We start from the raw sequence: 22991 nt of genomic DNA, 5'->3' as shown, positions 1-22991 counted from the left end.
TCTATAATAATCGCAAATTTTTCACAAATTATATACGAGCAAAGCCGCCGAGCGGGGTGGGTGGGTGGGAGCGAGGCGGCAGGAGACAAATAATTTTTCGCGCATAAATCAGCCCGGTATAAATATGTTATATTGTTTTAGAGTGTTTGAAATTGTATCATGACTGTAAAATTTTATACCTTAAGGAAGGAGAATTTTTCATGAAGTCCAGCAAAACCGCAAAATTTATCTGTATTTTCACGGCTGTATTCATGTTTATGTACGGGAGGGCTTATGCTTCTGTTACTGAAACGGTTGCAAACGGTTACACGACTGAATCGGGCACTAAATATGATCTAGTGAAAGGAGTCTTCAAATCACCGTCCGAGCTCCCTATGAGATTTTTCTTTTCGGAGGGATTCTTTGCTGAAGATCCCTACAAATATAATCCTCATGTAGCAACGGCCTCGCTGTGTATGGCAATATCGGGCATGTATACCGACGGCGGGGAATATTCGACAAGAAGCAGAAATATCATCCAGTACATGAAAGATATCGGAGTTGACGCGAACAATATTCACCTCAACAGAGACAACAGAGTCAAACCTAGACCTGACAGCATAGGCGTAACATTCGGCTGGAGACCAATGAAAGACGGCCGTATATTAATCCCGATTGCAGTACGAGGCGCAAATTACGAAAAAGAATGGGTAAGCAACGTAACTTTAGGCAGCGGAAACGACAATGACGGCGGCAATGACGCTAAGGACGAGGCAAAGGGATTTTCCGAATCAGCAACAAAAGTTTACAAGGAGCTTGTAGCATTCGTGAACAGTCATGATAAGGGCGCAATTACGTCATCAGATAATACGGTTACACTCAACAAGGACAAAAAATTTGTATTCTGGATTGCGGGTTATTCCCGTGCAGCAGCAGTAAGCAACTTAACTGCAAAACGTCTTGTCGAACTCTGCCATGACACCAGCAGCAAAGTTGTAGCTTATACCTTTGCAACACCCAGAGGAGGCTGGCAGGGTAAGCTGAAATATTCCGTAGAAGAATACGACTGCATTCATAACATTGTTGATCCTGGAGATGTCGTGCCGAGAGTTGCGCCTAAGGCCATGAATTTTATACGTTACGGCGTTGACCATTATGTTCCAGGTTATCAGGCCGGCAAAATTCAAACTTATGATGAACGCTGCGACAATGCTTCATTTTACGAGTTCAATTCGTTATATAACTCGGCACGTGCGAAAATGGAAACACATCTCAAGGCGATTGATCCAAATGGGTATAGCTCTTTATTGCAGAGATTTGCAGCTGTTGATACTCACGGATTCACACTCGAAAACGCGATAAAAGCCGGCATTCTCAAAGGTGCTGCCTACACAGCTAATTCTTTCGTCAGCAAGGATATAATGGATCATAATTTGAATATCATTCTGGGACAACCGCTGCTTGATAACATACAACTTTTCAGCAGAGGCCAAAACGTGCGTCTGGACAAATTTCTTGATGAGTTTGTCAATAATTTATGCAGCTGGACAGAACTTACGCGCACTAAATATATCGCAAAGGGAACGAACGGCGGTTACGGCATAGTTATAGGGGCTAGCGGCGTTAAAATGACTGATGCCACACTGCAGGACTCACTCCGTGATGTTATGAATGCCATTCATAGCGGCACTAATGAGGATTTCGAGAGATTCTGCGAGAAAATACAAGCTAGATTCAGTCTCACCAGACTTAATAATGAAGTTGATATATTCGAGTCAATATGTAGCATACTAATATGGGCTCTAAGCCAAAATGAGAATTTTATTAGTGCCACTTTAATCAGGATGATTCGGGAGAGCGGAGCTTTTCAGGAACTTAAACATTTGACTGCTGCTGAGAGAAACAAGCTCATGAATCACGACTTGTTAGTGCTGGTAAATTTTGCGATGGCCTTTCTGAATAAAGATTATTCCACGAACATGTACGATACCGGCGGACTGGCATATACAACGACATTGATGAATTATATTCAGGGAATAGGGCAAAATCATTCTACTAATATCGCAATGGCATGGCTTCGTGCTGATGATTCACTGTATGAAAACGAGACAAGTCAGATTACTGCTGCTTCAATCGCTGAAATTTCTGACCCTGATTATCTGAATCTCGCGAACGTAAAAATTAGTGCTGAAGGAGCTCAAGTACTCCTTGATATCATTGAGGCTGACGATTTAGCTTCAGATTATGTAGAGGACGTAAAAACGTTGCTGAGTCAAAGAACGTCCGTTGATGTCCTGTATGAAAGCGGAGCCGTTGAAAAACTGCCGGTAACATGGAATACATCGAGCTACAAAAGTTCTTACCTTAACACTGATTATATATTCGACGAAAACAAAGAAGCATGGGTTTCTTACAACGAAGCAGCCGGAGAAAAACCCGAAGAACGTGCACCGCGTCTTTATCTTTTCAACGGGAAAGTGAATCTGCCGGACAGAGTAAGCAATCCAAATAATATAAGCACAGATATTACGCTTGAAATTTTTGTTGATGGATTTGAACGGGTTGAAGAGCCTTATGCTTATCCGCCGGAGGGAGTTTTCTATGGCTCGCAGGAAATTCACCTTTTCTGTGATGACCCTGATGCTGAAATTTATTACTACGTTGCCTCACAGGATATCTTGAAATCACCCGTAAAGTATACAGGTCCGATAACGATTAAACTTGAAGAAGGCGCGACTGAAGAGCAGAAATTTCTTGTGGCATTTTACAGCACTAACAGCAAATCGGATAAGGCTATCAGCCACTTTGTTATAAATTATTACACGGTACGCCCGATAGATCCTGATAATCAGGTTGCAGAGGACGGAACATTCAATTACTCAATCGCAAAGACATTCACGTTTTCGAAAGATATTGCGGTCTGCTGGAGAGTCAACAGCGCAGACATAAAACTTGAAGAAAATTCCGCTGCATATGAAAATTTGACTTCTGCGGACTTAATCCTGTTCACATTCAATGTTGACAGCGCAGACACAGTACCGGCAAAAGAAGCTGCCCTTGCTGTAATGTCAATAGCAACAATAACTCCGGCCGGAAATTATTCGATTCCTGTACAGTTTTCTACTGATAACGGAAAAACTTGGACTGACGAGAAAATAATAACGTTCAAGACAAGCGAACTCATTGCAGGGAATCAGAACAACAACGTTGAAGGCCCAAACGGTTCAGGCGGCGGCTGTAACTCTGGTGTTCTCGGAGTCATGACTTTAGCGGCAGTCATTGCGGCATTTTTCAGGAAGCCCGGAGAAAAATAAAAATTTATAACTCATAATTACCCCTGCTGTGTAATATCCCGGCGGGGGGTAGCTCTGACATGCAAAAGTTTTTACAAGTATTCAAGTGTAATAGCCATAAAACGTGTATAATTATTAAATCTCAATAAATTTTTATACTTTACATTACGGAAAGGGGAAATTTTTTCATCATGTTCAAGCCTAAAGGTATAGTCATCCCTGTTGTTACTCCTTTTGACGATAACGGCAAATTTATGGATGAAGAGTACAAGAAACTTTTGCAGTATTTCATTGATAACGGCGTTCAAGGCGTATTTCCGTTCGGAACTTCAGGAGAGTTTTACGCGTTCGATAACGGATTTTACCGCCATGTCCTAGAAGTTACGGCAGAATATGCGCGCGGAAAAATGGACATCTACGCAGGTGCAAATCATATCACGCCTAAGGGAGCAATCGAACTCGCGAAAATTGCCGAAGAAGTCAAAGTCGACGCTCTCAGCGTTTTAACTCCTATGTTTGTGAGTCAGACGCAGAAAGAAGTAGAAATCTATTACAGGAAAGTTGCCGACGCTACAAGCCTCCCGATCGTAATTTACAACAATAAGCCCAAAACAAATGTAACTGTCGAACCTGCAACTATTAAGGAACTCGCGAAAGTGAAAAATATCATCGCAGTAAAAGACTCTACCGGCGATATGACTAACAGTGAAGAATATATAAGACTCACGCGCGATAATCCGGATTTCTGCGTGTTAATGGGACGCGATACACTCATTTATGCGGCTCTCTGGTATGGTGCAGCAGGAGCAATAACAAGCTGCGGAAATATTGCCCCGCGTATAGCAGTCGATATTTACGAAAATTTTATTAACAAAAACTATGACGCAGCACTCGAAGCACAATTTAAATTAAGCGCACTGAGAATCGCCACTAATATGGGAAGTTTCCCGGTCGTAATAAAAGAAGCTCTCAACATGATAGGCTACAACGTCGGAAAATGTGCGGAACCGATTCAGCCTTTAACGCCCGAACAACACGAAAAATTAGCAGGAGTCCTTAAGGAAATAGGCTTACTGAAATAAAAAAATTTTTTCCCCTTGCGAGTTAATCACGTGAGGGGATTTCATTTGCTCATAAAAAATGACCTCCCGACATTAAATCAGGAGGCCGAAAATTTTTAATTTCTACAATGCAACAGCTACAATGCCGAGCACAACAGAAATAAATCCTAACAACGTTTGACGCTTATACGCTGAAAGAAGGCCGAGCAATATAGCTATCGTTCCGAAAATATTTGCGTGTCCAAAGAATGCGACCATGCTTGCAACTACTCCGATAACGCCTATTACAATATATTCAGCCTTTGCGATTAAGACTTTGTGCGAAGGAGTCAAATATTTATCATCTGGCACACCAAATTTCTCTTCGTAATCGTCAACTATGCGCTTTAACGTTACGGAAAGAATTAATAATCCGATTAAGTTCGGTAATGCCATTAAGCCGTTTAATGTGTCGGAAATATCCCAGATGTTATTCAAGAATTGATTGCCTTCTGAGCCGATAAACTGTGCGCCCGCCGATCCGATTAAGACCATTGCGATCCATAAAATTTTCATGATAGGTTTGCACCATACGCCGAACAAATATGTAACTGCCGTCTCTGCGTACCAGTACCAGCCTAAAATCGTCGTGAACGCAAATAATAATAACCCGACCGATAAAATATATTTTCCGGGCGTTCCGAGTGCGCTCTCAAAGGCTTTCAACGTCAACTGCGCGCCGGTAAGTTCAGGAGATCCCGTAAGAGTCCCTGTCGACATGATAACAAGTGCTGTCATCATACAAATAACGATCGTGTCCATGAAGACTTCAAATATTCCGTAAAAGCCCTGCTGCACAGGATGTTCAACGCTTGCTGTAGCGTGTACCATAGGAGCAGAACCCATACCAGCTTCATTGGAGAAAACGCCTCTTGCGATACCTCTCTGCACTGCTTCTTTGACGCACCAGCCTGCTAATGCTCCGGGCAGAGTTTCTGTAGGGTTGCTGAATGCTAAGTGAAGTGCGTTAGAAATTGCGCCGGGTATTGCTTCAGCATTCGTTACAAGAACAAATACTGAACCTGCGATATAGAAAATTGCCATGAAGGGAACTATCAAAGTTGTAACAGTTGAAAGACTCTGCAATCCGCCGATGATAACAAGTGCAACAAGAACGGCCATAGCAATTCCGGTGTAAAGGTGATCGACTCCCCAGCCCATTGAAATAGCTTCTGCCGCTGAGTTTGCCTGAGTTGCTGCACCGATTCCAAATGAGGCTAAGAACGCGAAAATTGCAAATAGAATCGCTAATAATTTACCGACAAACGCACCGAGTCCGGGTCCCATAACCTCACGAACGCCCTTATCAAGTATATACATTGTGCCTCCGCGCCAGTCTCCGTGAGCGTCCTTCTGTCTGTAATGAACTGCAAGAGTAACTTCTGAAAATTTCGTGCACATACCAAAAATTGCAGAAATTAACATCCAAACCATTGCACCGGGGCCGCCTAAGTGTAAAGCTGTAGCAACTCCTGCGACGTTACCTGTTCCGACTGTAGCAGCCATCGCAGTAGCCATCGCCGCAAATGATGATATTGATTTATCCTCGCCGGATTTTTTCCTGAAGCTGAAGACTTCTGATAATGCCGAGAAAAAATAACGGAACTGAGGAAGACCAAGCAAAAGCGTCAAATAAACGCCCGTTCCAACGAGCAGTATTAAAACAGGAGCACCCCAGACAAAGCTGTTTATTATCCCGTTATAATACATAATTGTGTCCATTATGCCTTGCATGGAAAATTACACTCTCCTTTGTTGATTGCAATAAATGCAAAAATTTTCGTTATATTATACAATATCTGCAAAACTTTATGACTTGCACATATTTTACGAGATTATTCATTCATGGCCTGAAAGCTTTTGCGTGTTCGCGCTACCCCTTATAAACGGGTGGGTGGGTGGGCAGAACGAACGTATTCGCGCGATAAATTAACTGCATAGGATCTGAATCAAGTACGTTGACTATAAAAGCCTATCACACAACACAAGACAGAAACACTCATCCCAATATATAAAGGCTCTAACGGGAAATTAAATAACGCTCCCATAATTGCAATTAACGGCGATAATATAATCGAAGCTAGAATAAATCTGCGCGAAATTCTTTTCTTCAGCCATAATGCACAAGTCAACGGCATAAATACAACGCTCGCACGCAACGTCATCGAGAGAAAACCTAAATCATTTATTGCACTGGCCGTAAAATTATTTGCGATAAATGCCGCTATAATCAACGTGAAAATTATTATTGCACGCGAGAAAAACAATTTATGACTCTTCACAAATTTAAACGCTGTCAAGACATCTTCTACAAGAATCGCAGAAATTCCCAGCAATAAGCCCGAACTACCGCCAATAACCGTAACAAAAAGAGTCCCTATCATTAAGCCCCCGAAAAACGGCGAAATATGTCTAACGATAAAGGCCGGGAAAACTTGTATCGTACTCACAAGAACAGGGACATCAGGAATTTGCAAACCCATAGAAACGAGAGTCTTTAATTCGTCAAGAGTTATATAATTTGCTCTCATGTAAAGCCCGATAAATATTCCTGCAACACCAACCGGAGGAACTAAGGCCAAGCCCCATAAAAAACTATATTTCGCACTTCTCGAATCTCTTGCGCTAAGAATAAATTGCATGTACGTCTGAGTCGACAACAACCCCAGAATCAACGACACGCACGAGCCTAAATCTTTGTGAAATCCCCTAGCAGTGAGATTCAAATAATTTGCTGCAAAATCTGAATGATTAAAAATTTTATGTACTCTTCCTATATTAGAATCAAGCAAAAATTTTTCTGCTCCCGTAAAAATTCCTGTAACTCCGCCCGCATTCATTAAAGCAATCACAAAACAGGCCGCACACGTGATATAAATTAATGCAACCTTTATGAGTCCTCCGAAACCGAGTCCCCATGTCCCTCCGAAAATTATATATAAGCAAATTAATAAAGAACTCACGCAAGAAGCCTGAAATAAATTCAATGACGGGTAAAGAGTCATCATAAAGCCTATGCACGCCGTAACTTGTGCGAGAATGCTTATAAATGTTCCTGTAGTACACAAAATCGCGCCGGCCTTCTCGGTTAATTTTCCATATTCGCGCGAAATAATTTGAAATTGTGTAGTGCAGCCCGAATAACGTAATTTATCACAATAAAGCAACGCAATAGCAAGACAACCTAAAGCCGTTCCGACAGTAAACCAGCAAGCAGAAATCCCGAAATTAAATGCTAATTGAGCCGTCCCTAAAGTTGATTGCGAACCTATGAGAGTCCCGACTACCGCGCCCGTAGCTAAAAGAGTCGAAGATTTACCGCCCCCCGTGAGAAAATCTGCGTTGTCTCTGACTTTATAACCTGCGATTAAACCTGCTCCCGTTACGAGAATTACAACAATTAAGATTCCGAGTTCGACCAATTTTTTATGACACCTCCTGCAAGTAAATAATAACAAAAAATCCCGGCTCGTTAAAACCGGGACAGAAAAATTTTAGTTAATTATGACTGACTGATGAAACTATTTTGCGGGCGCATAATCCTTTGTGAGAACGACTCCGACCTGTTTTGCGTCCTCGTAGGGGTCAGAGAAATCTGTAAACATTTTTCTCTCTTCATTTACTGTAATTCCTGCGCAGATCATGTCAACTTTTCCGCTGTTGACTGCTGCGAACAATGAGTCGAACGGGTAAGCGATAATTACAAGCTCTTTGTCAAGAATCCCGGCGATTAATGCACACATTTCAATATCGATTCCGGTGTAACCGTCGCCGACTTTAATATCATAGGGGGGGAAGCCTGACTCAGTGCCGACGATTAATTTTCCGCCCTTAGCTCCGACGTGTAAATCAATATCTTCTGGCTTGGTTGACATCGGGTCTTCTTTGTACTTGAGCATGATTGCTTGAAGTTGTCCGCTGGCTTTAATCTGTGCAAGTGCTTTGTTGACCTGCTCGACTAATTCTTTATTGCCCTGCTTGAATCCTATTGCATATTGCTCAACTGTCAAAGCGTCCGGCAAAATTGTAAGATTCGAAGGGTCATTTTTCTTGAATTGCAGCGCGGGAGCCTCGTCCATGATTGCGCAGTCGATTTTTCCGACCTTCAACGCCTGAATAACGTCTGTTGCTTTCTCATAAGTGATAAGCTGCTTTGATGCTTTGTCGCCGAGCATTTTTTTTGCGATACCCTCTGCGATTGTGCCTCTCTGAGTTCCTATTTTGTAATTTACAAACTGGTCGGGCTTGGAAATATTGAGTCCTTCAGCAAAGCACACACCAGCACTTAACGCGAGCATCATAATAATTGCTAAAAACTTTTTCATTATGTTAGAACCTCCGTAATAAAATATTTATTTCTTAATTCAACGCGGAATATTATACACTAATTTTGCAAAATGTAAAATTTTTTCATGAATTTATTTTACGAGTAAACTTTTATAAATTTTATTAATGCGCGAAATAATTATTTATGAGAGGATTTAATATTAGAGTCGACGCAAGTAAAGTCATAAGTAAAACTTTTTATAACCGATGCCGTGTGCGTTAATAGCTGCATAAATATGTATGAGATAATTTGCAGAGCTGACACAAAAAATTTTTACTGCTATTAAAGTGTGCTGACTATAAATATTTTGCAAGTATTCAAGTGGGACTGCTATAATATTCACAGAAAAATTTTCACTCAATGTTTGACGAAAGACGAGAATTTTACAACTACATTTACAACTACAAAAAATTAATTTTTCTGCACTTATTGCAATGACTCACAGAGAAAAAATTTTTATTAATGCCTCAAATTTTGCGCTGATAATTTGCGATGACTCACGAGAAAATTTTACGCTGATATACTGCAAACACTTTAAATCTATACATGCAAAGTCAAAAGATTAAAACCTGCCGTCTGAGTGGCGTTGGCTGCTCCCGTTGGTCGTAGCATAAAACACGTCTGGCGCGAACATACAAAAATTTAATTCACATCAGCACACAAAATATTTACTGGTGAGTGAGCTTTCATAAGAGTTATAGAATTTGAAATATTCTTTGATGTGTTAATTGCTGCTTGGGTGATCTCGAAATTTTTATATTCCTTCATGAAGTCAAATGCACAGCACAAAGTCTCAAGGGTTACACACTCAATCACGAGTCTTATAGAAATTTTCAGCCCCGATAAATATTTAAGAATGCCGGTTAATTCGCCCTTGCTGCCTCCGATAAAAACGTGGGTCGGTGCAGGTAAATTTTTTATCACTTCAAGCGCTCGGCCTTCATGAACGCAAATATTATGAACATGAAATTTTTGTGCATTGCGGGAAATTAATTTTGCTGCCTGAGATTTACACTCTATTGCGTGAACTTCACTGTAAATAAATTTGTGAGCTGCTGTAACGCTTATACTTCCTGAACCTGCGCCGATGTCCCATAAAATCGAGTCTTGACTCAGCGCTAATTTGTCAAGAATTATAGATCTTATATTTTCGTTCGTTATGTGAATCCCTGACTCGCGCAAAAAGTTTTTATCACACAGCTTTAACGGCTCATAAATATTTTTGTTGCGTATAAGAATTATAGAAGGCTGCAAAAATTTTCGAGTCATGAAATCTTTCGGAGTGCCTGAATAAATTTTTTCTTCGCTGCTTCCGAGTCTCTCACCGATAAAAATATCAAGCTCTCTGAAATCTGCTAAATTCTTACATGCCCATTCAGGAGAAATATTTTCGTCGCAAAATAAAATAACGAGTCTTGAGCGTTCGATTATGTTCAAGAAAGTTGCTGATTTAAGTTTACGGCCATGACCTGATAAAATTTTCGCGTCCTGCCATGATTCGCACGCATGAGCGCATATTACTTGAAGTGAGCTTATACCGGGAATGACTCGAATATCGCTAAATTTTTTCTTCACGAGCGGTAAAAGGCTGTAAATTCCGGGATCTCCTGAGACGAGAATTAATTTATTTCCTGACTCTGACTCGATTATATTAAATATTTCACTAAAATTTTTGAGCGGGATAAACTTTTTATCTGCCGGGACTAAATATTTAAATCTTTCATGAGCAAATATAATATCAGACTCGTTTATGGCCTTCTTGACTGAGTTAATAATTTCTCCCGTACCTGCTCCGGCAATAGTAAGCATTTATAATAATCTCCCGTCATTGTCGATAAAATATGCAAAAATTTCTAGTTTATTATTCACTCGTTCAGCGCATTTTTTTGCGGTTACTGCTGCTAAATTCTGCCAGACGTTATTATAACCTGACTCACTGATTATATTTATTGCTTCATTGGTCGTGTTGCTGTGATAGACTCGTGAAATAATTTCGTGATTTGCCCCCGTTAAAGCTAATTGAGTGCAAAGAGCTTCGAGCCTCCCGTCAGAAATTTTATTATGAGTGTTGAATGAACCTGCTGCAACTTTTAATAATTTTCCGGGATGACCGCAGATTATTGCGCGCGAAAAATTTAATCTAGCTGACTCGTCGAGAACATGACCGATATAATTTCCTGATTGAATTATATTTCTGCCTGTAACACTAAAAATTTTGCGTAAAGCCTTCTCGCCTGTATTCGCAAAAGTTATGTAAATCTCGTCAAATCCAAGTGAACGAATCATATTAAGTTCAAGAGTGAGAGACTCCAATAATGCGCGTTCGTTCATGGGCTTAACGAGTCCGGTTGTGCCTAAAATCGAGAGTCCGCCGTAAATTCCGAGTCTTGGATTAAAAGTTTTCTGCGCAATTTTTTCACCGTCGGGGATTGCAATTGTAACATTAACGGATCTGCGCGGAATAATTTCACGTACTGCAAATTCTATCATTTTGCGCGGAACTGGATTAATTGCGGGTTCGCCGGGGGGAACTTTCAAGCCGGGGAGAGTTACGACTCCGACTCCTTCTCCTGCCGTAAAAATAAATCTGTTGAAGTCGTCAAGAATATCAACGCGGGCTAAAATTTTTATTCCGTCAGTAATGTCGCACTTGTCATCGCCTGAAAATTTTTGTACGCCGAAAAAATGTGCGTCGTGCCTGAAAGTGTTCAGCTTAAATTCGAGTCCGTCGAGATTATGAATTATTACGCTTTCAGAAACTTTTTGCGTTGACTCAAAGATTGCTGCGGCCTTTGCTGCACCTGCTGCACATGTTCCCGTTGTTATGCCGAATATAACAGGGCGTTGACTATTGCACAAGCGACGGAGCTTCCTCCCTTGCGTCCGTTTGCGATAATTCGGGGAACGTTCACTAAATCTGCGAGCATTTCTTTAGCTTCGATGACGTTCACAAAGCCGACCGGGACTCCGATTATAAGTGCGGGATATGCGAGTCCTTCGTTTATGAGTTCACACAATTTTATTAAGGCCGTCGGAGCATTGCCTATCGCGTAAATTGCACGGGGAAAATCTTTTACTGCGCGTTCTATATTGATTATTGAGCGTGAGAGATTCAATTTTTGCGCGCTTTCTTGAGTCTCAGGCTCGTTTACATGACAGATTATATTTATCCCAAATTTTTGCGTGAAAGTCTTGCTAATTCCGGCCTTTAACATATTTGTATCTGTAATTATGGGAGTGCCGGATAAAATTGCGTCATGAGCCTTTGAGATTACATTTTCGGAAAAATATAGAGTTTCGAGAAAGTCAAAATCTGCCGTTGCATGGATGACGCGTTTAATTACTGGTAAATTTTCACTTGAACCCGAATACTTGCCTGATATGAGAATCTCTATAATTCGCATACTTTCGCGTTCGATTTCGTCAGGATTGAGAATCATTTAAATTTTCATTACCTCCGTATAAATAATTTTTTATATGAGCCTTTACCCGTTCCAAGTCAGGACTCGTCAAGACAGGAATCAACGAGTTAATTTCTGTTATTGATTTGTCCCACCATTTAAATTTTAGCAGCAAATTAATTAATTCATCGTCAAAACGTTTACGAATTTCCCGCGCCGGATTGCCTATTACTACACTATAAGGAGCAACATCGCAGCCGACTACACTATTTGCGCCGATAATTGCACCGTCGCCGATATTGACTCCGGGAAGAATAACAGCATTTTGTCCGATCCAAACGTCATTATTTATGACCGTATCTCCCTTGAGCGGTAAATTTTTTAAATCAGGGGGACTCATGTGCCAGCCCTCTAACGTGTAAAATGGGAATGTCGTTATAGAATTTATTTGATGATTCGCGCCGTTCATTATAAATTCTACTCCTGAAGCAATCTGACAAAATTTACCGATTATTAATTTATCGCCGATAAAATCATATAAGTGCGTAACATGACTCTCAAAATCTGAGTCAGCAATATACGAAAATTCACCGACGATTATATTTTTATTTGTGATAGTAGGCTTGATATAAATTTCGTTATTGTAGCCGCTTATCGGGAAAACTTTATTAGGATCCGGCAGCAAAATTTAAATACTCCTTTCATTTGTGAATATAGCAATTATACTTGATTATTTGCAAAAATTTTTGCGGAGAATTTAAGAGCTTCATATATAATCTTGCTAGAAAGGTTGTGAAAAAATTTCATGATTGCAATTATAAATTATGGTGTAGGAAATTTATTTTCTCTTGCAAGCTCATTCAAGGCGATAGGTCAGGACGTTATTATCACGTCAAATCCTCAAGACTTGCACGACTCAGAACGTATAATTTTGCCGGGGGTTGGCGCGTTCGGTGATGCTGCGGAAAAATTATTTGACTCCGGACTTGCAGAGCCGTTAATAAATGAAGCTCATTCGGGAAAACCTTTACTCGGAATTTGTTTAGGTATGCAATTATTAGTTACAAAAAGTTATGAGTTCGGCGAGCATGACGGATTAAATTTGATTCCCGGCGAGATTCGTTCAATTGGTGAATTTATACCGGCAGGACTCAAGATTCCCCAAATCGGCTGGAACGCTTTAAACTTGCACAAAACCGGCGGAGTCTTTGCGAACACTCACGAGGGGCAGCACGTTTATTTTGTGCATTCATATTGTGCGGTGTGCGATGAAAAATTTATTACGGCGACTACAAATTACGGCGCAGATTTAACAGCAGCGATTCAATCAGGCAATATTTACGGAGTCCAATTTCATCCGGAAAAAAGCGGCTCGGTCGGACTTGATATTTTGCGTGCGTTCTGTGAGGTGCAATAAATGATAATTTTTCCTGCAATAGATTTGTACAAGGGCGAGGCAGTGAGGCTCTTGCGGGGCGATTATGAGAACATGACAATTTATGACTCTAATCCCTTAAACACTGCTAAAAAATTTCGTGATTCGGGTGCTGAATGGATTCATATAGTCGATTTAGAAGGAGCTAAAACGGGCGATACAAAAAATTTTGATGTCATTATAAATGTTCGCAAAGAGTCCGGCTTAAAATGTGAGGTAGGCGGAGGAATCAGAGATTTATTTACTATTGAACGTTATATAAATTCCGGCATTGATAGAATAATTTTAGGAACTTCAGCAGTTAATGACAAAAATTTACTAGTTCAGGCAATAAAAAATTTCGGTGCTGACAAAATCGCAGTTGGTGTTGATATTCGTGATGGTCTCGTAGCTGTCAAAGGATGGCAGGAAAAAACGAGTCTTGACGCATTTAATTTCTGTGCGGAACTTGATTCGCTCGGAGTAAAATTTATAATCTGCACTGACATATCACGAGACGGCGCAATGAAAGGCACTAACCGCAAATTATACGAGAATCTAAGCGCGAAATTTCACATGAATATAACAGCTTCAGGAGGAGTCAGCACCCTTGATGATGTTATCTCGCTCGCAAAAATGAATCTCTACGGAGCAATAATCGGCAAGGCTTACTACACCGGAGCAATAAATCTATCACAAGCAATCGAGGCGGCAGCAATAAAATGATTACAAAGCGAATAATCCCATGTCTTGACGTTAAAAACGGGCGAGTCGTGAAGGGCGTAAATTTTCAGGGCTTGAATGACGTTGATTCACCCGTTGAACTTGCAAAATTTTATAGCGATAACGGAGCTGACGAGCTAGTTTTTTATGATATTACGGCTTCATCAGACGGCAGAAAAATTTTTACTGATATTTTGCGTGAGACAGCTAGAAACGTTTTTATCCCGTTGACAGTAGGCGGAGGAATCTCAAGTGTTCAGGACTTCGAGCGGGTTTTATCGTGCGGAGCTGATAAAGTTAGTGTCAATACCGGCGCAATAAAGAATCCCGGTTTAATTCCTGAAGCTGCAAAATTGTATGGCTCTCAATGCGTTGTAATTTCTGCTGACGTTAAGAGAGTCGGCGGTCAATTTCATGTTTTCGCGCGGGGCGGCCGTGATGATACAGGACTTGAGGCTATAAGCTGGATAAAAAATTGTGTTGACAAAGGCGCGGGCGAGGTCGTATTAAATTCTATTGACACTGACGGCGTGAAAAAAGGTTTTGATCTCGAAATGCTTGCTGCTGTCTGTGAGTCTGTGAGCGTTCCTGTTATAGCTTCGGGCGGTGCAGGCTGTATTGAAGACTTTATTACACTTTTTAAGACTCTTCCGAAAGTTGATGCGGGTTTAGCTGCGTCAATATTTCATTTCGGCGAGGTTGCAATAAAAGATTTGAAATCTGCAATGTTCGCGGAAAATATTCCTGTTAGATTATAAAAAGGTGATAAATAAATGAACAGTATTCAATATTTGCTGGATTTGGCGATTATTTTATTTGCTGCAAAAATTTTTAGCGTAATCGGAAGGAAATTCGGCGTGCCTGAAGTCGTCGGGGAAATTTTAGCGGGGCTTGTAGTCGGTTCTGCTGTGTTGGGCGTTGTGAAGGAGTCTGACTTCCTAAATATTATGGCAGAATTAGGCGTTATTATGCTTATGTTCGAGGCCGGACTCAGCACTAATCTGCAGGAACTCAAGAAATCAGGTTTGAAAGCTATATTTATTGCCTGTGGTGGTGTAATTGTGCCGTTAATAATGGGTACGATTTTATTTATGTCGTTTTACGGTTTTGACGCGCCACGTTTCATGAAGGGATTATTTATCGGGACAATTATGTCGGCTACATCAGTGAGTATTACTGTTGCAGTATTAAAGGAGCTAGGCAAATTATCAGATACAGTCGGGACTACGATTGTAAGTGCAGCAATTATTGATGACGTTCTCGGAATAATTTTATTGACGATTGTAACGGGTTTAAGCGGTCATGGTGAGACTGAAACTGTGTCAAGTGTTCTATTAAAGGTTGCGGCCTTTTTTGCAGGTACGATTATAACGGGCTTCATAGTCTATAAATTTATGTCATGGCTTGATAATATTTATTCACACACAAGGCGTATTCCTATAATAAGTCTTTGTTATTGTTTTATTCTTGCTTATGTGTCGGAAACTTATTTTGGAATCGCTGACATTACCGGCGCATACGTTGCAGGAGTAATTTTATGCAATATAGCAGACAGTAATTATGTTGCACGCCGTATAGATATTAGCTCGTACATGATATTTGCTCCTATTTTCTTTGCTGGCATAGGCCTTAAGACGAGTTTTAGCAGTATGGACGCGCGTCTTCTGATGTTCAGTATTTGTTTTGTTATAATTGCGCTAATTTCGAAAGTTATCGGCTGCGGAGGTTGTGCGAGGCTTATGGGATTCAATTCCGGCGACTCTCTTAAAATCGGTACAGGCATGATGACTCGCGGAGAAGTAGCACTTATAACGGCTCAAAAGGGGTTGGCTATAGGATTGCTGACGGCTGATTATTTCACGGCTGTAATATTGATGATTCTTGTAAGCTCGATTGTAACGCCGATGATTCTCAAGAAAGAATATGTTTAACGCACTTGAATAGCTGTAAAAACTTTTGCTGAGACCAACGGGAGCAACCGATAAGGTTTTGACTTTGACTTTGCTGTTATAGCGTTAAAAGTGTTATGAAGTATAAATATTTATTGTGAGGTCATAAAATGTTGAATATAAACGAATTAAAATTTGACTCTGATGGATTAATCCCGGCTATCTTAATTGACGATGACTCCGGCGATGTTTTAATGCTTGCTTACATGAACCGTGAAAGCCTGCAAATATCGCTTGATAAAAAATTGGCGTGCTTCTGGAGTCGTTCGCGCAAAAAATTATGGCTCAAAGGCGAGACCAGCGGAAATTATCAGCACATACGAGAAATTAAGGCCGATTGCGACCGTGATACACTGTTAATTTACGTCAAACCCGACGGCCCTGCATGTCATTTAGGCAATAAATCGTGTTTTGTTGATGATTTAATGACTCGCGAGAATGAACAGCACGAAAAATTTACTATCTGCGGACTCATGGAATTAATTAAAGCTCGCAAGTCGCAAAAAGTTGAAGGCTCTTACACCTCGTATTTATTCGATAAGGGGCTTGACAAGATTCTAAAGAAAATCGGCGAGGAAAGCTCTGAAGTTATTATCGCTGCAAAGAACGACAAACGCGAGGCCATTTACGAAATTTCCGACTTGATTTATCACATGCTCGTATTAATGGCAGAAATGAATATAGAGATTCCAGAAATTATAAAGGAGTTAGCCTCACGCCACGTAATAGACAAGAAAGTCAAACAGGAGACTATGAGATCATGATTAAATGCGATTTTCACGTGCATACATGTTTTTGCGACGGAAAGGACAAGCCCGAAGATATAGTTTTGCGCGCAATTTCTCTCGGCATGAACAAAATCGGTTTCTCCGGGCATTCTTACACGCCGTTTGACGAGGAACCCTGCATGAGTCCCGACTCTACAGAAAAATATAAACGCGAAATTAACAGGCTCAAGCACGAATATAAATCCAAAATCGAAATTTTTTGCGGAATCGAACAGGAATATTATTCAGATATGCCCGTGAATGATTATGATTTCGTGATAGGCTCGGTGCATTATATAAATATCGGCGGGAAATTTCATCACGTCGACAGCACACCGGAAAAGTTAAATATTTTGATTCATGAATTGGGCGATGACGTTTACTCATTGGCAGAAAAATATTTTTCTCTCGTTGCTGATGTCGTGAACAAGACTCACGCAAATATAATCGGACACTTTGATTTACTCACGAAATTTAACGAGCTTCACAAAATTTTTGACGAGAATAACGCGCGTTATGAGAATGCAGCCTTTAACGCAGTAGACTCGCTGATGAAATATAATATCCCGTTCGAGATTAACACCGGCGCAATTTCACGAGGTTACAGGACGACCCCATATCCAAGCAGAAAAATTTTAGAGTATATCGCGAAAAAGGGCGGAAAAGTAATTTTATCGAGCGACTCTCACAGCAAAGAGACTATATTATTCAAGTTCGATGAGTGCGAAAAACTTGCAAAATCTTTAGGGCTTGAGGTCGTGAGTCTGTGATTTATTTTATCGGTGCAGGGCCGGGAGCGGTTGATTTAATAACGGTCAGGGGAGCGGAAATTTTATCACGTTCAGGAATGATAATTTTTGCGGGGTCTCTCGTGAATCCTGAATTAGTGCGTAAATATGCGCGTGAAGATTGTGAAATTTATGATAGCGCTTTCATGACTCTTGATGAAATTATCGAAAAATTAATTGACGGCCATAATAGGGGCTTGATTGTCTCTCGTTTGCATTCGGGCGATCCTGCTTTATTCGGTGCAATAAATGAACAAATAAATATTTTGCGCAAAAAAAATATAAATTTTGAGATTGTACCGGGTGTAAGCTCTCTTTTTGCTGCGTCTGCAAGTTTGGAGACAGAATTTACGATTCCGGAAGTCAGCCAGACCCTTATAATTTCACGCAAAGAAGGCCGGACCCCTGTTCCCGATAATAAATCGCTTGCGTTTTTCTTATCAGCTGGAATGCTTGAGAGTGTATGTCATGATTTAATTGCAAAAGGTTATGACTCGTCGACTCCGGCGGCAATAGTTTATAAAGCGTCTTGGCCGGAAGAAAAAATTATCACAGGAAATTTATTAACTCTTCCAGAACTCGCGAAAGACTCCGGAATAAGTAAAAGCGCATTGATTCTCGTCGGGGATTTCCTGAAAGAGTCAATCACTAAATCAAAGCTCTACGACAAAAATTTTTCACATGAATATAGAAATAGCAGCCTTCACGAATAACGGCGTAAATTTAGCTTTAAGACTCGCAGAAAAATTTGATTCGCGCGTGTTTGTGCCTGAAAGATTCATGAGTCTTGACCCGCGATTAAATTTAATTGACTCGCCTTTGACTAACTGGGCAGGAAAATATTTTAATAATTCTCATGCGTTGATATTTATTTCTGCTGTCGGAATAGCAGTCCGGGCAATTTCGAGTCATATCACGAGCAAGACTCAAGATCCCGCAGTTATTGTAATTGACGAGTCCGGAAAATTTGTAATTCCCATTTTGTCAGGTCATATCGGCGGAGCAAATAATCTCGCGCGAAAAATTGCTGCGTTCTTGAATGCTGTTCCCGTGATAACAACTGCAACGGACATAAATAATATTCCCGCCGTCGATGAATGGGCAGTAAATAATAATTGCGTGATCGAGAATCCCAGCGCGATAAAAAAAATTTCCGGTGCTTTGCTTGAAGGTCATTCTATCGGTGTTGCAGTAAGTGATTTAGCGCAAATTACCCCGTTCCCCGTTACGCTTTTTTTGCGGCCAAGAGATTTAATACTCGGTGCAGGCTGTAATAAAAGCGTTGACCCTTCAGAATTTGAGTCGGCAGTAAAAAAATTTCTTGATGATTCAGGAGTCTCAATTTTGAGTCTGAAAGCTCTTGCATCGATTGACATTAAAGCTAATGAGCCCGCGTTAAAAATTTTTGCTGAGACACATAATATCCCTTTTTTGACATTTACGGCGCATGAGTTGCAGAATTTGCCGGGAAGTTTCACGAGTTCACAAAGAGTCTTACAAATTACCGGAGTTGATAATATTTGCGAACGTGCTTGTGTAATGGCCGGAGGTGTGCTAATCCGCAATAAATTTGTTTATAATGGCTGCATAACTTTAGCACTTGCAAGAAATAGCGCGAGATAAAATTAATCTTTCCAGCACACATAAAAAATCTCCCGAAGTTGTTAGCTCCGGGAGAAAAATTTTAATCTTCTGCTTTAGTGTTCTGTCAAGTTATTACTCTTTTATGAACGTTTCTTGAGAAGGAATAACGCTGCTAATGCTAATGCGCCGAAACCTGCATCACAACCGCCGCTGCCGCCTCCGGTGTATTCTGTTTCGTCTGCGGAAGTGCCTGTACCTGCTACATCAAATGAAGCCGTAGACTCTTCAGATGTTTGGCCGTTAGCATCAATGTATGCCATCGTAAATGTATAGTCTCCCTCAGGGATATAGGCAGGATCTACATCAAGTTCATTGTTAGTTGTGTCAAGGCTGAAGGCTTTTGACAAATCTGATACTGCTGCTACAGTAACTCTGCCGTTTGTATATAATGTGATTGTGGCATATTTCAAACCAGTTGCGGAATACATATAAACAACCCAAGCCTGTGCACCTGATACTGTCGGTAACTGTATTGATGCTGCCTCGCCAGTTTCAAGTAACGCTGCTGCTGCTGCATTTTCAGTTGAAGTCGTGTCAATTGACGGAGCTGCAGGCTTGTCATCTTCGGATGGTGTGGGAGGTGTTACGCTATCGCTAGTTACTGTTACAGGAATGCTTGCTGAAGCTACATCACCTGACGCGTCTGTTGCTGTGATAACTAAATCAAACGAAGTCGCTGCCATTGTAACAGGAGGATTGAATCTAATCGAAGCAGAAGTTACAGTGAACCACTCATAAGCAGGACTTGTTGTAATTGTTACGTCGCCTGAATTATTCTCTACTTTAACAGTTCCGCTTGCAGACTGGCCGGCTTTCATATTGTAGCTTGCAGGAGTTACTGTTATTGTGAAAACGTCTTCAGATTCAGATTCGCTGCTCTCTTCGTCTGCTGATACGATAGTGAAATAGAATGTTAAATCAGCTGATACTGACTGATCAGGGCTGCTCCATGCAATGACTTGGAATTCATGCTCTCCAATGTCTGCTGAGTCAGGTGTTGCATAAAGAGTGATTGATACTTCGTCTGACGTGTTGACTTTAAAGAAGTAGTCATCTGATGTAATGTCAGGGGAAATTTGCCAGTAAGCTGCTTTTGTATCGCCTGAAACAGATACTACATATGTAGCTGTCTCGTCGGCAGATAATGTTACTGTGATATCCGTTGAAGTTAATTCAAATGCTGTTGTGTCGCTGTCTTCTTCACTGCTTGATGAGCCGTACGTTACAGTCCATTTGAGGTATTCGGTCGCTGCGTCTGCATCAGAAGTTGTTGCAAGAGGAATGATAACTACGCCGGTTGTGCCCTCGGTCGGTGCAAGTTCAGCAGCCTCATTGTAGAATATTGTAGCTGAAGTACTGCCGAGATCATATGACAGCCAATAAGGAACGCTTATACCGCATGCAAATACATCAGTGTTGCTCTCATCATTTAATACATTGTAGGGAGTATAGTTTATTGTTGCATTGCTGACTGTAACTTTATAATCATATGAGACAGCTGAAATGTCAATTCCACTATCAGCAGATACCATTTCAGCAAATACTTCGCCGGATTCTACAGCTGTTCTTTCGTCTGCGGAAACATAGAATGAAATTTTGTGGTTAAATTCGTCTACGCTGGTAAGATATACAACAGATGAATCAATACTAACAGTCATATTAATTGTTATGTAGTAATCCTCTGAACCTGATGTTACTTCGGGGAATGTTCCGCTTACAATAATTGATGTATCGCCTGAAAGATAGGCATCAAAATTTGTCAGATCTGAATCTGCACTCCATGTAATACTAAGATCGTTCTTAATGCCATTTACAGTTTCGTCTTCTGCTTCTCCGCCGTTTTCGTCATAAACTGTTAAAGCGTCTGTAACGTCTGTTGATGCCGGCAGTGTGATTTCGCTGTAAAAACTGTAATTGCTTAAGCCAGCTCCTGTAGTGGTTCCGTCTGCAATCTCAGCAAATGTCCCAGTAGCTTCAATAGTGAAACCTGATGAGAAATCGCTGCTGACAGTATAGGTTTTCGCAAAACCTGTCGATACAGCAAACAACGCAATTACAAGCGATAACAAAAACGCACGCAAATATTTACTCAAAATAAAAATCCTCCTTCATAAATAAACCTGTCCGCATGACACGCAAAAATTTTTCACACGAACAAATCATCAAAACCGTCCGCTTGATCTCACGGACAAAATCTAAGTCTCTACCCGTTATCCTTCCCTATGCAGTCTGTCCCTTCCCTTGATTGCAGACCGCCGCGCATAAAACTTTTTATAACAGAACACCTCCAGAAAATTTTTGACCGTCCTTACAGCGTATCAGAAAGATACAGCAGAAGATTTGAAGATTTAGAACAGTCTTTAATATTATCGTACGCTGTAGTCTTTGGCATTATACACGTAAAATGACGTAAATTGCAATAGTTATTTTTCGCGTTTAACATTTTTTGCAACGGTCTTGACCTGTGAAAGCGAGACACCGAGATTTTCTGCAATATCCTTCAGAGTCAGGTCTGTTGTGTTGAGAAAAACTTCTATAGCCTTCGTGATCCCTTCTTTAAAGCCGCGTTCTTCAGCACGTTTTATATCTGCTTCAATTTCCTCTCTAAAATATATTATCTCCCTAAAGTTTTAGCTACGGCTTCGACTTCTGCGAGTGAGACACCGAGATTTTCTGCAATAGCTTTGAAGGTCAAGTCTGTTGTAGTGAGAAATGCTTTTATAGCTCTCGTGATGGTTTCTCGAATGCCGATTTCTTTGCCTTCTTGAATGCCCTTTTCCTTCGCGCGTTTTTTGTCGGCTGCGATTTCGTCTCTAAAATAGTCCTTTATGAATCGGAGCATTTTTTTGTCTACTGGTCTAGTGTGTTCGTTCATGTTTCCGTCTCCTTTCATTAACTTTAACGGTGCTTCTTCCCTAGTATCGCGCATAGTTTCTGCGATTTCGGGAATTAATATTTTGTCGAGATCAGCGCATTTCATGTCGTGAGCTAACTTCCAAGCCGGGCTGCCGTCGTCTTTCGCCGAACAGTTGAGATAAATAAATGTCTGACCATCATTAAATTTTGCGTGATTGACTTCTTTTATAGTGTGCTGGATCGTATAAACGAGTTCGCCATACCCAAGAACGTCAGTCTCTGTTATGAAAATTATATAACATTCCGGAGTCTCCTCGAAATCTCCGCCCTTTTTCGCTGTGTGAACGTCGATAAAAGCTCCGTGAAGTCTTGCGCGTTTGGGTTTTGCTCCTCTTGGGTCTCGCTGAACTTCGAGATTATATAAGCGTCCTTCAGTGTCAACCGCTAAAATGTCAAGCACAATAGAACGTCCTAAATCTGCAATTTTTTTTCTGCGCGTGAACTTCATTTACTGTAAGATTCAGACTCGGCAGAAGGTGATTTATCATCGCTTGAACGCATTTAATGTTATTATCGAGCGCATAACTCATAAAAGCGTCGTTCATGAGCGTTAAATCTTCGAGAAAAATTTTTATTGTTTCAGCGTCTAATTTTATTCTCGTCATTATTTCATCTCTCGTGAAAAAATTTTTTGTGAATAAATTATATCAAGCGCGTAAAAAATTGTGCGTTAATGAAAAAATTTTCTTT

Annotated in this window: 20 protein-coding genes; 10 read left to right on the top strand and 10 right to left on the bottom strand. The window is 40.7% G+C overall.

Going from position 1 to position 22991, the window contains the following annotated elements:
- The first annotated feature begins 200 nt into the window (after nucleotides 1-200).
- Together IJT21_06110 and IJT21_06105 are read left to right on the top strand one after the other, a co-directional pair.
- On the top strand, nucleotides 201-3293 hold the full coding sequence (locus tag IJT21_06110) for a hypothetical protein (protein ID MBQ7577819.1): 3093 nt from the start codon (nucleotides 201-203) through the stop codon (nucleotides 3291-3293).
- A 170-nt stretch (nucleotides 3294-3463) separates the two neighbouring features.
- Nucleotides 3464-4354 (top strand): dihydrodipicolinate synthase family protein, encoded by an 891-nt coding sequence (locus tag IJT21_06105; protein MBQ7577818.1) that lies wholly within the window; start codon nucleotides 3464-3466, stop codon nucleotides 4352-4354.
- Between the two features lie 102 nt (nucleotides 4355-4456).
- On the opposite strand, the gene IJT21_06100 is transcribed toward IJT21_06105, so the two are convergent.
- From IJT21_06100 to IJT21_06070, 7 genes are all read right to left on the bottom strand, one after another.
- Entirely contained in the window at nucleotides 4457-6094 is a 1638-nt protein-coding gene (locus IJT21_06100) for a sodium:alanine symporter family protein (protein ID MBQ7577817.1), read from the bottom strand.
- Nucleotides 6095-6321: 227 nt separating this feature from the next.
- Nucleotides 6322-7794, bottom strand: coding sequence for a sodium:solute symporter family protein (locus IJT21_06095; protein MBQ7577816.1), 1473 nt, complete (start codon nucleotides 7792-7794; stop codon nucleotides 6322-6324).
- Between the two features lie 99 nt (nucleotides 7795-7893).
- Nucleotides 7894-8697: a transporter substrate-binding domain-containing protein gene (locus IJT21_06090; GenBank protein ID MBQ7577815.1), complete on the bottom strand. Its 804-nt coding sequence runs from the start codon at nucleotides 8695-8697 to the stop codon at nucleotides 7894-7896.
- Between the two features lie 644 nt (nucleotides 8698-9341).
- Nucleotides 9342-10508: a precorrin-6y C5,15-methyltransferase (decarboxylating) subunit CbiE gene (gene cbiE, locus IJT21_06085; protein ID MBQ7577814.1), complete on the bottom strand. Its 1167-nt coding sequence runs from the start codon at nucleotides 10506-10508 to the stop codon at nucleotides 9342-9344.
- Nucleotides 10509-11558, bottom strand: coding sequence for a cobalamin biosynthesis protein CbiD (gene cbiD, locus IJT21_06080; GenBank protein ID MBQ7577813.1), 1050 nt, complete (start codon nucleotides 11556-11558; stop codon nucleotides 10509-10511).
- Nucleotides 11522-12139 carry a precorrin-8X methylmutase gene (locus IJT21_06075; protein ID MBQ7577812.1) on the bottom strand — a complete coding sequence of 206 codons (618 nt, stop codon included), beginning with the start codon at nucleotides 12137-12139 and terminating at the stop codon, nucleotides 11522-11524. The genes cbiD and IJT21_06075 overlap by 37 nt, the downstream gene beginning before the upstream one ends.
- A complete protein-coding gene (locus tag IJT21_06070) occupies nucleotides 12123-12569 on the bottom strand; it encodes a CatB-related O-acetyltransferase (protein ID MBQ7577811.1) in 447 nt (148 codons plus the stop codon). The genes IJT21_06075 and IJT21_06070 overlap by 17 nt, the downstream gene beginning before the upstream one ends.
- Before the next feature lie 336 nt (nucleotides 12570-12905).
- Between IJT21_06070 and hisH the strand changes: the two genes are divergently transcribed.
- From hisH to IJT21_06030, 8 genes are all read left to right on the top strand, one after another.
- Nucleotides 12906-13517: an imidazole glycerol phosphate synthase subunit HisH gene (gene hisH / locus IJT21_06065; GenBank protein ID MBQ7577810.1), complete on the top strand. Its 612-nt coding sequence runs from the start codon at nucleotides 12906-12908 to the stop codon at nucleotides 13515-13517.
- On the top strand, nucleotides 13518-14240 hold the full coding sequence (hisA, locus tag IJT21_06060; protein ID MBQ7577809.1) for a 1-(5-phosphoribosyl)-5-[(5-phosphoribosylamino)methylideneamino]imidazole-4-carboxamide isomerase: 723 nt from the start codon (nucleotides 13518-13520) through the stop codon (nucleotides 14238-14240).
- Nucleotides 14237-14995 carry an imidazole glycerol phosphate synthase subunit HisF gene (gene hisF, locus IJT21_06055; protein MBQ7577808.1) on the top strand — a complete coding sequence of 253 codons (759 nt, stop codon included), beginning with the start codon at nucleotides 14237-14239 and terminating at the stop codon, nucleotides 14993-14995. Before hisA ends, hisF begins: the two co-directional genes overlap by 4 nt.
- Before the next feature lie 15 nt (nucleotides 14996-15010).
- Nucleotides 15011-16168: a cation:proton antiporter gene (locus IJT21_06050; GenBank protein MBQ7577807.1), complete on the top strand. Its 1158-nt coding sequence runs from the start codon at nucleotides 15011-15013 to the stop codon at nucleotides 16166-16168.
- Between the two features lie 128 nt (nucleotides 16169-16296).
- A complete protein-coding gene (locus IJT21_06045) occupies nucleotides 16297-16950 on the top strand; it encodes a bifunctional phosphoribosyl-AMP cyclohydrolase/phosphoribosyl-ATP diphosphatase HisIE (GenBank protein MBQ7577806.1) in 654 nt (217 codons plus the stop codon).
- Nucleotides 16947-17723 carry a histidinol-phosphatase gene (locus tag IJT21_06040; GenBank protein MBQ7577805.1) on the top strand — a complete coding sequence of 259 codons (777 nt, stop codon included), beginning with the start codon at nucleotides 16947-16949 and terminating at the stop codon, nucleotides 17721-17723. The genes IJT21_06045 and IJT21_06040 overlap by 4 nt, the downstream gene beginning before the upstream one ends.
- Nucleotides 17720-18454 (top strand): precorrin-4 C(11)-methyltransferase, encoded by a 735-nt coding sequence (cobM, locus tag IJT21_06035; GenBank protein ID MBQ7577804.1) that lies wholly within the window; start codon nucleotides 17720-17722, stop codon nucleotides 18452-18454. The genes IJT21_06040 and cobM overlap by 4 nt, the downstream gene beginning before the upstream one ends.
- Nucleotides 18423-19364 (top strand): cobalt-precorrin 5A hydrolase, encoded by a 942-nt coding sequence (locus IJT21_06030; protein ID MBQ7577803.1) that lies wholly within the window; start codon nucleotides 18423-18425, stop codon nucleotides 19362-19364. Before cobM ends, IJT21_06030 begins: the two co-directional genes overlap by 32 nt.
- 101 nt (nucleotides 19365-19465) lie before the next feature.
- On the opposite strand, the gene IJT21_06025 is transcribed toward IJT21_06030, so the two are convergent.
- From IJT21_06025 to IJT21_06015, 3 genes are all read right to left on the bottom strand, one after another.
- On the bottom strand, nucleotides 19466-21478 hold the full coding sequence (locus tag IJT21_06025) for a hypothetical protein (protein ID MBQ7577802.1): 2013 nt from the start codon (nucleotides 21476-21478) through the stop codon (nucleotides 19466-19468).
- Between the two features lie 521 nt (nucleotides 21479-21999).
- Nucleotides 22000-22749, bottom strand: a complete 750-nt coding sequence (locus IJT21_06020; GenBank protein ID MBQ7577801.1) for an Rpn family recombination-promoting nuclease/putative transposase — start codon at nucleotides 22747-22749, stop codon at nucleotides 22000-22002.
- Entirely contained in the window at nucleotides 22694-22906 is a 213-nt protein-coding gene (locus tag IJT21_06015) for a hypothetical protein (protein MBQ7577800.1), read from the bottom strand. The genes IJT21_06020 and IJT21_06015 overlap by 56 nt, the downstream gene beginning before the upstream one ends.
- Nucleotides 22907-22991 lie beyond the last annotated feature (85 nt).

The sequence above is a fragment of the Synergistaceae bacterium genome, from assembly GCA_017443945.1.
Classification (GTDB): domain Bacteria; phylum Synergistota; class Synergistia; order Synergistales; family Aminobacteriaceae; genus JAFUXM01.
This window is presented reverse-complemented; position numbering and strand designations above follow the sequence as displayed.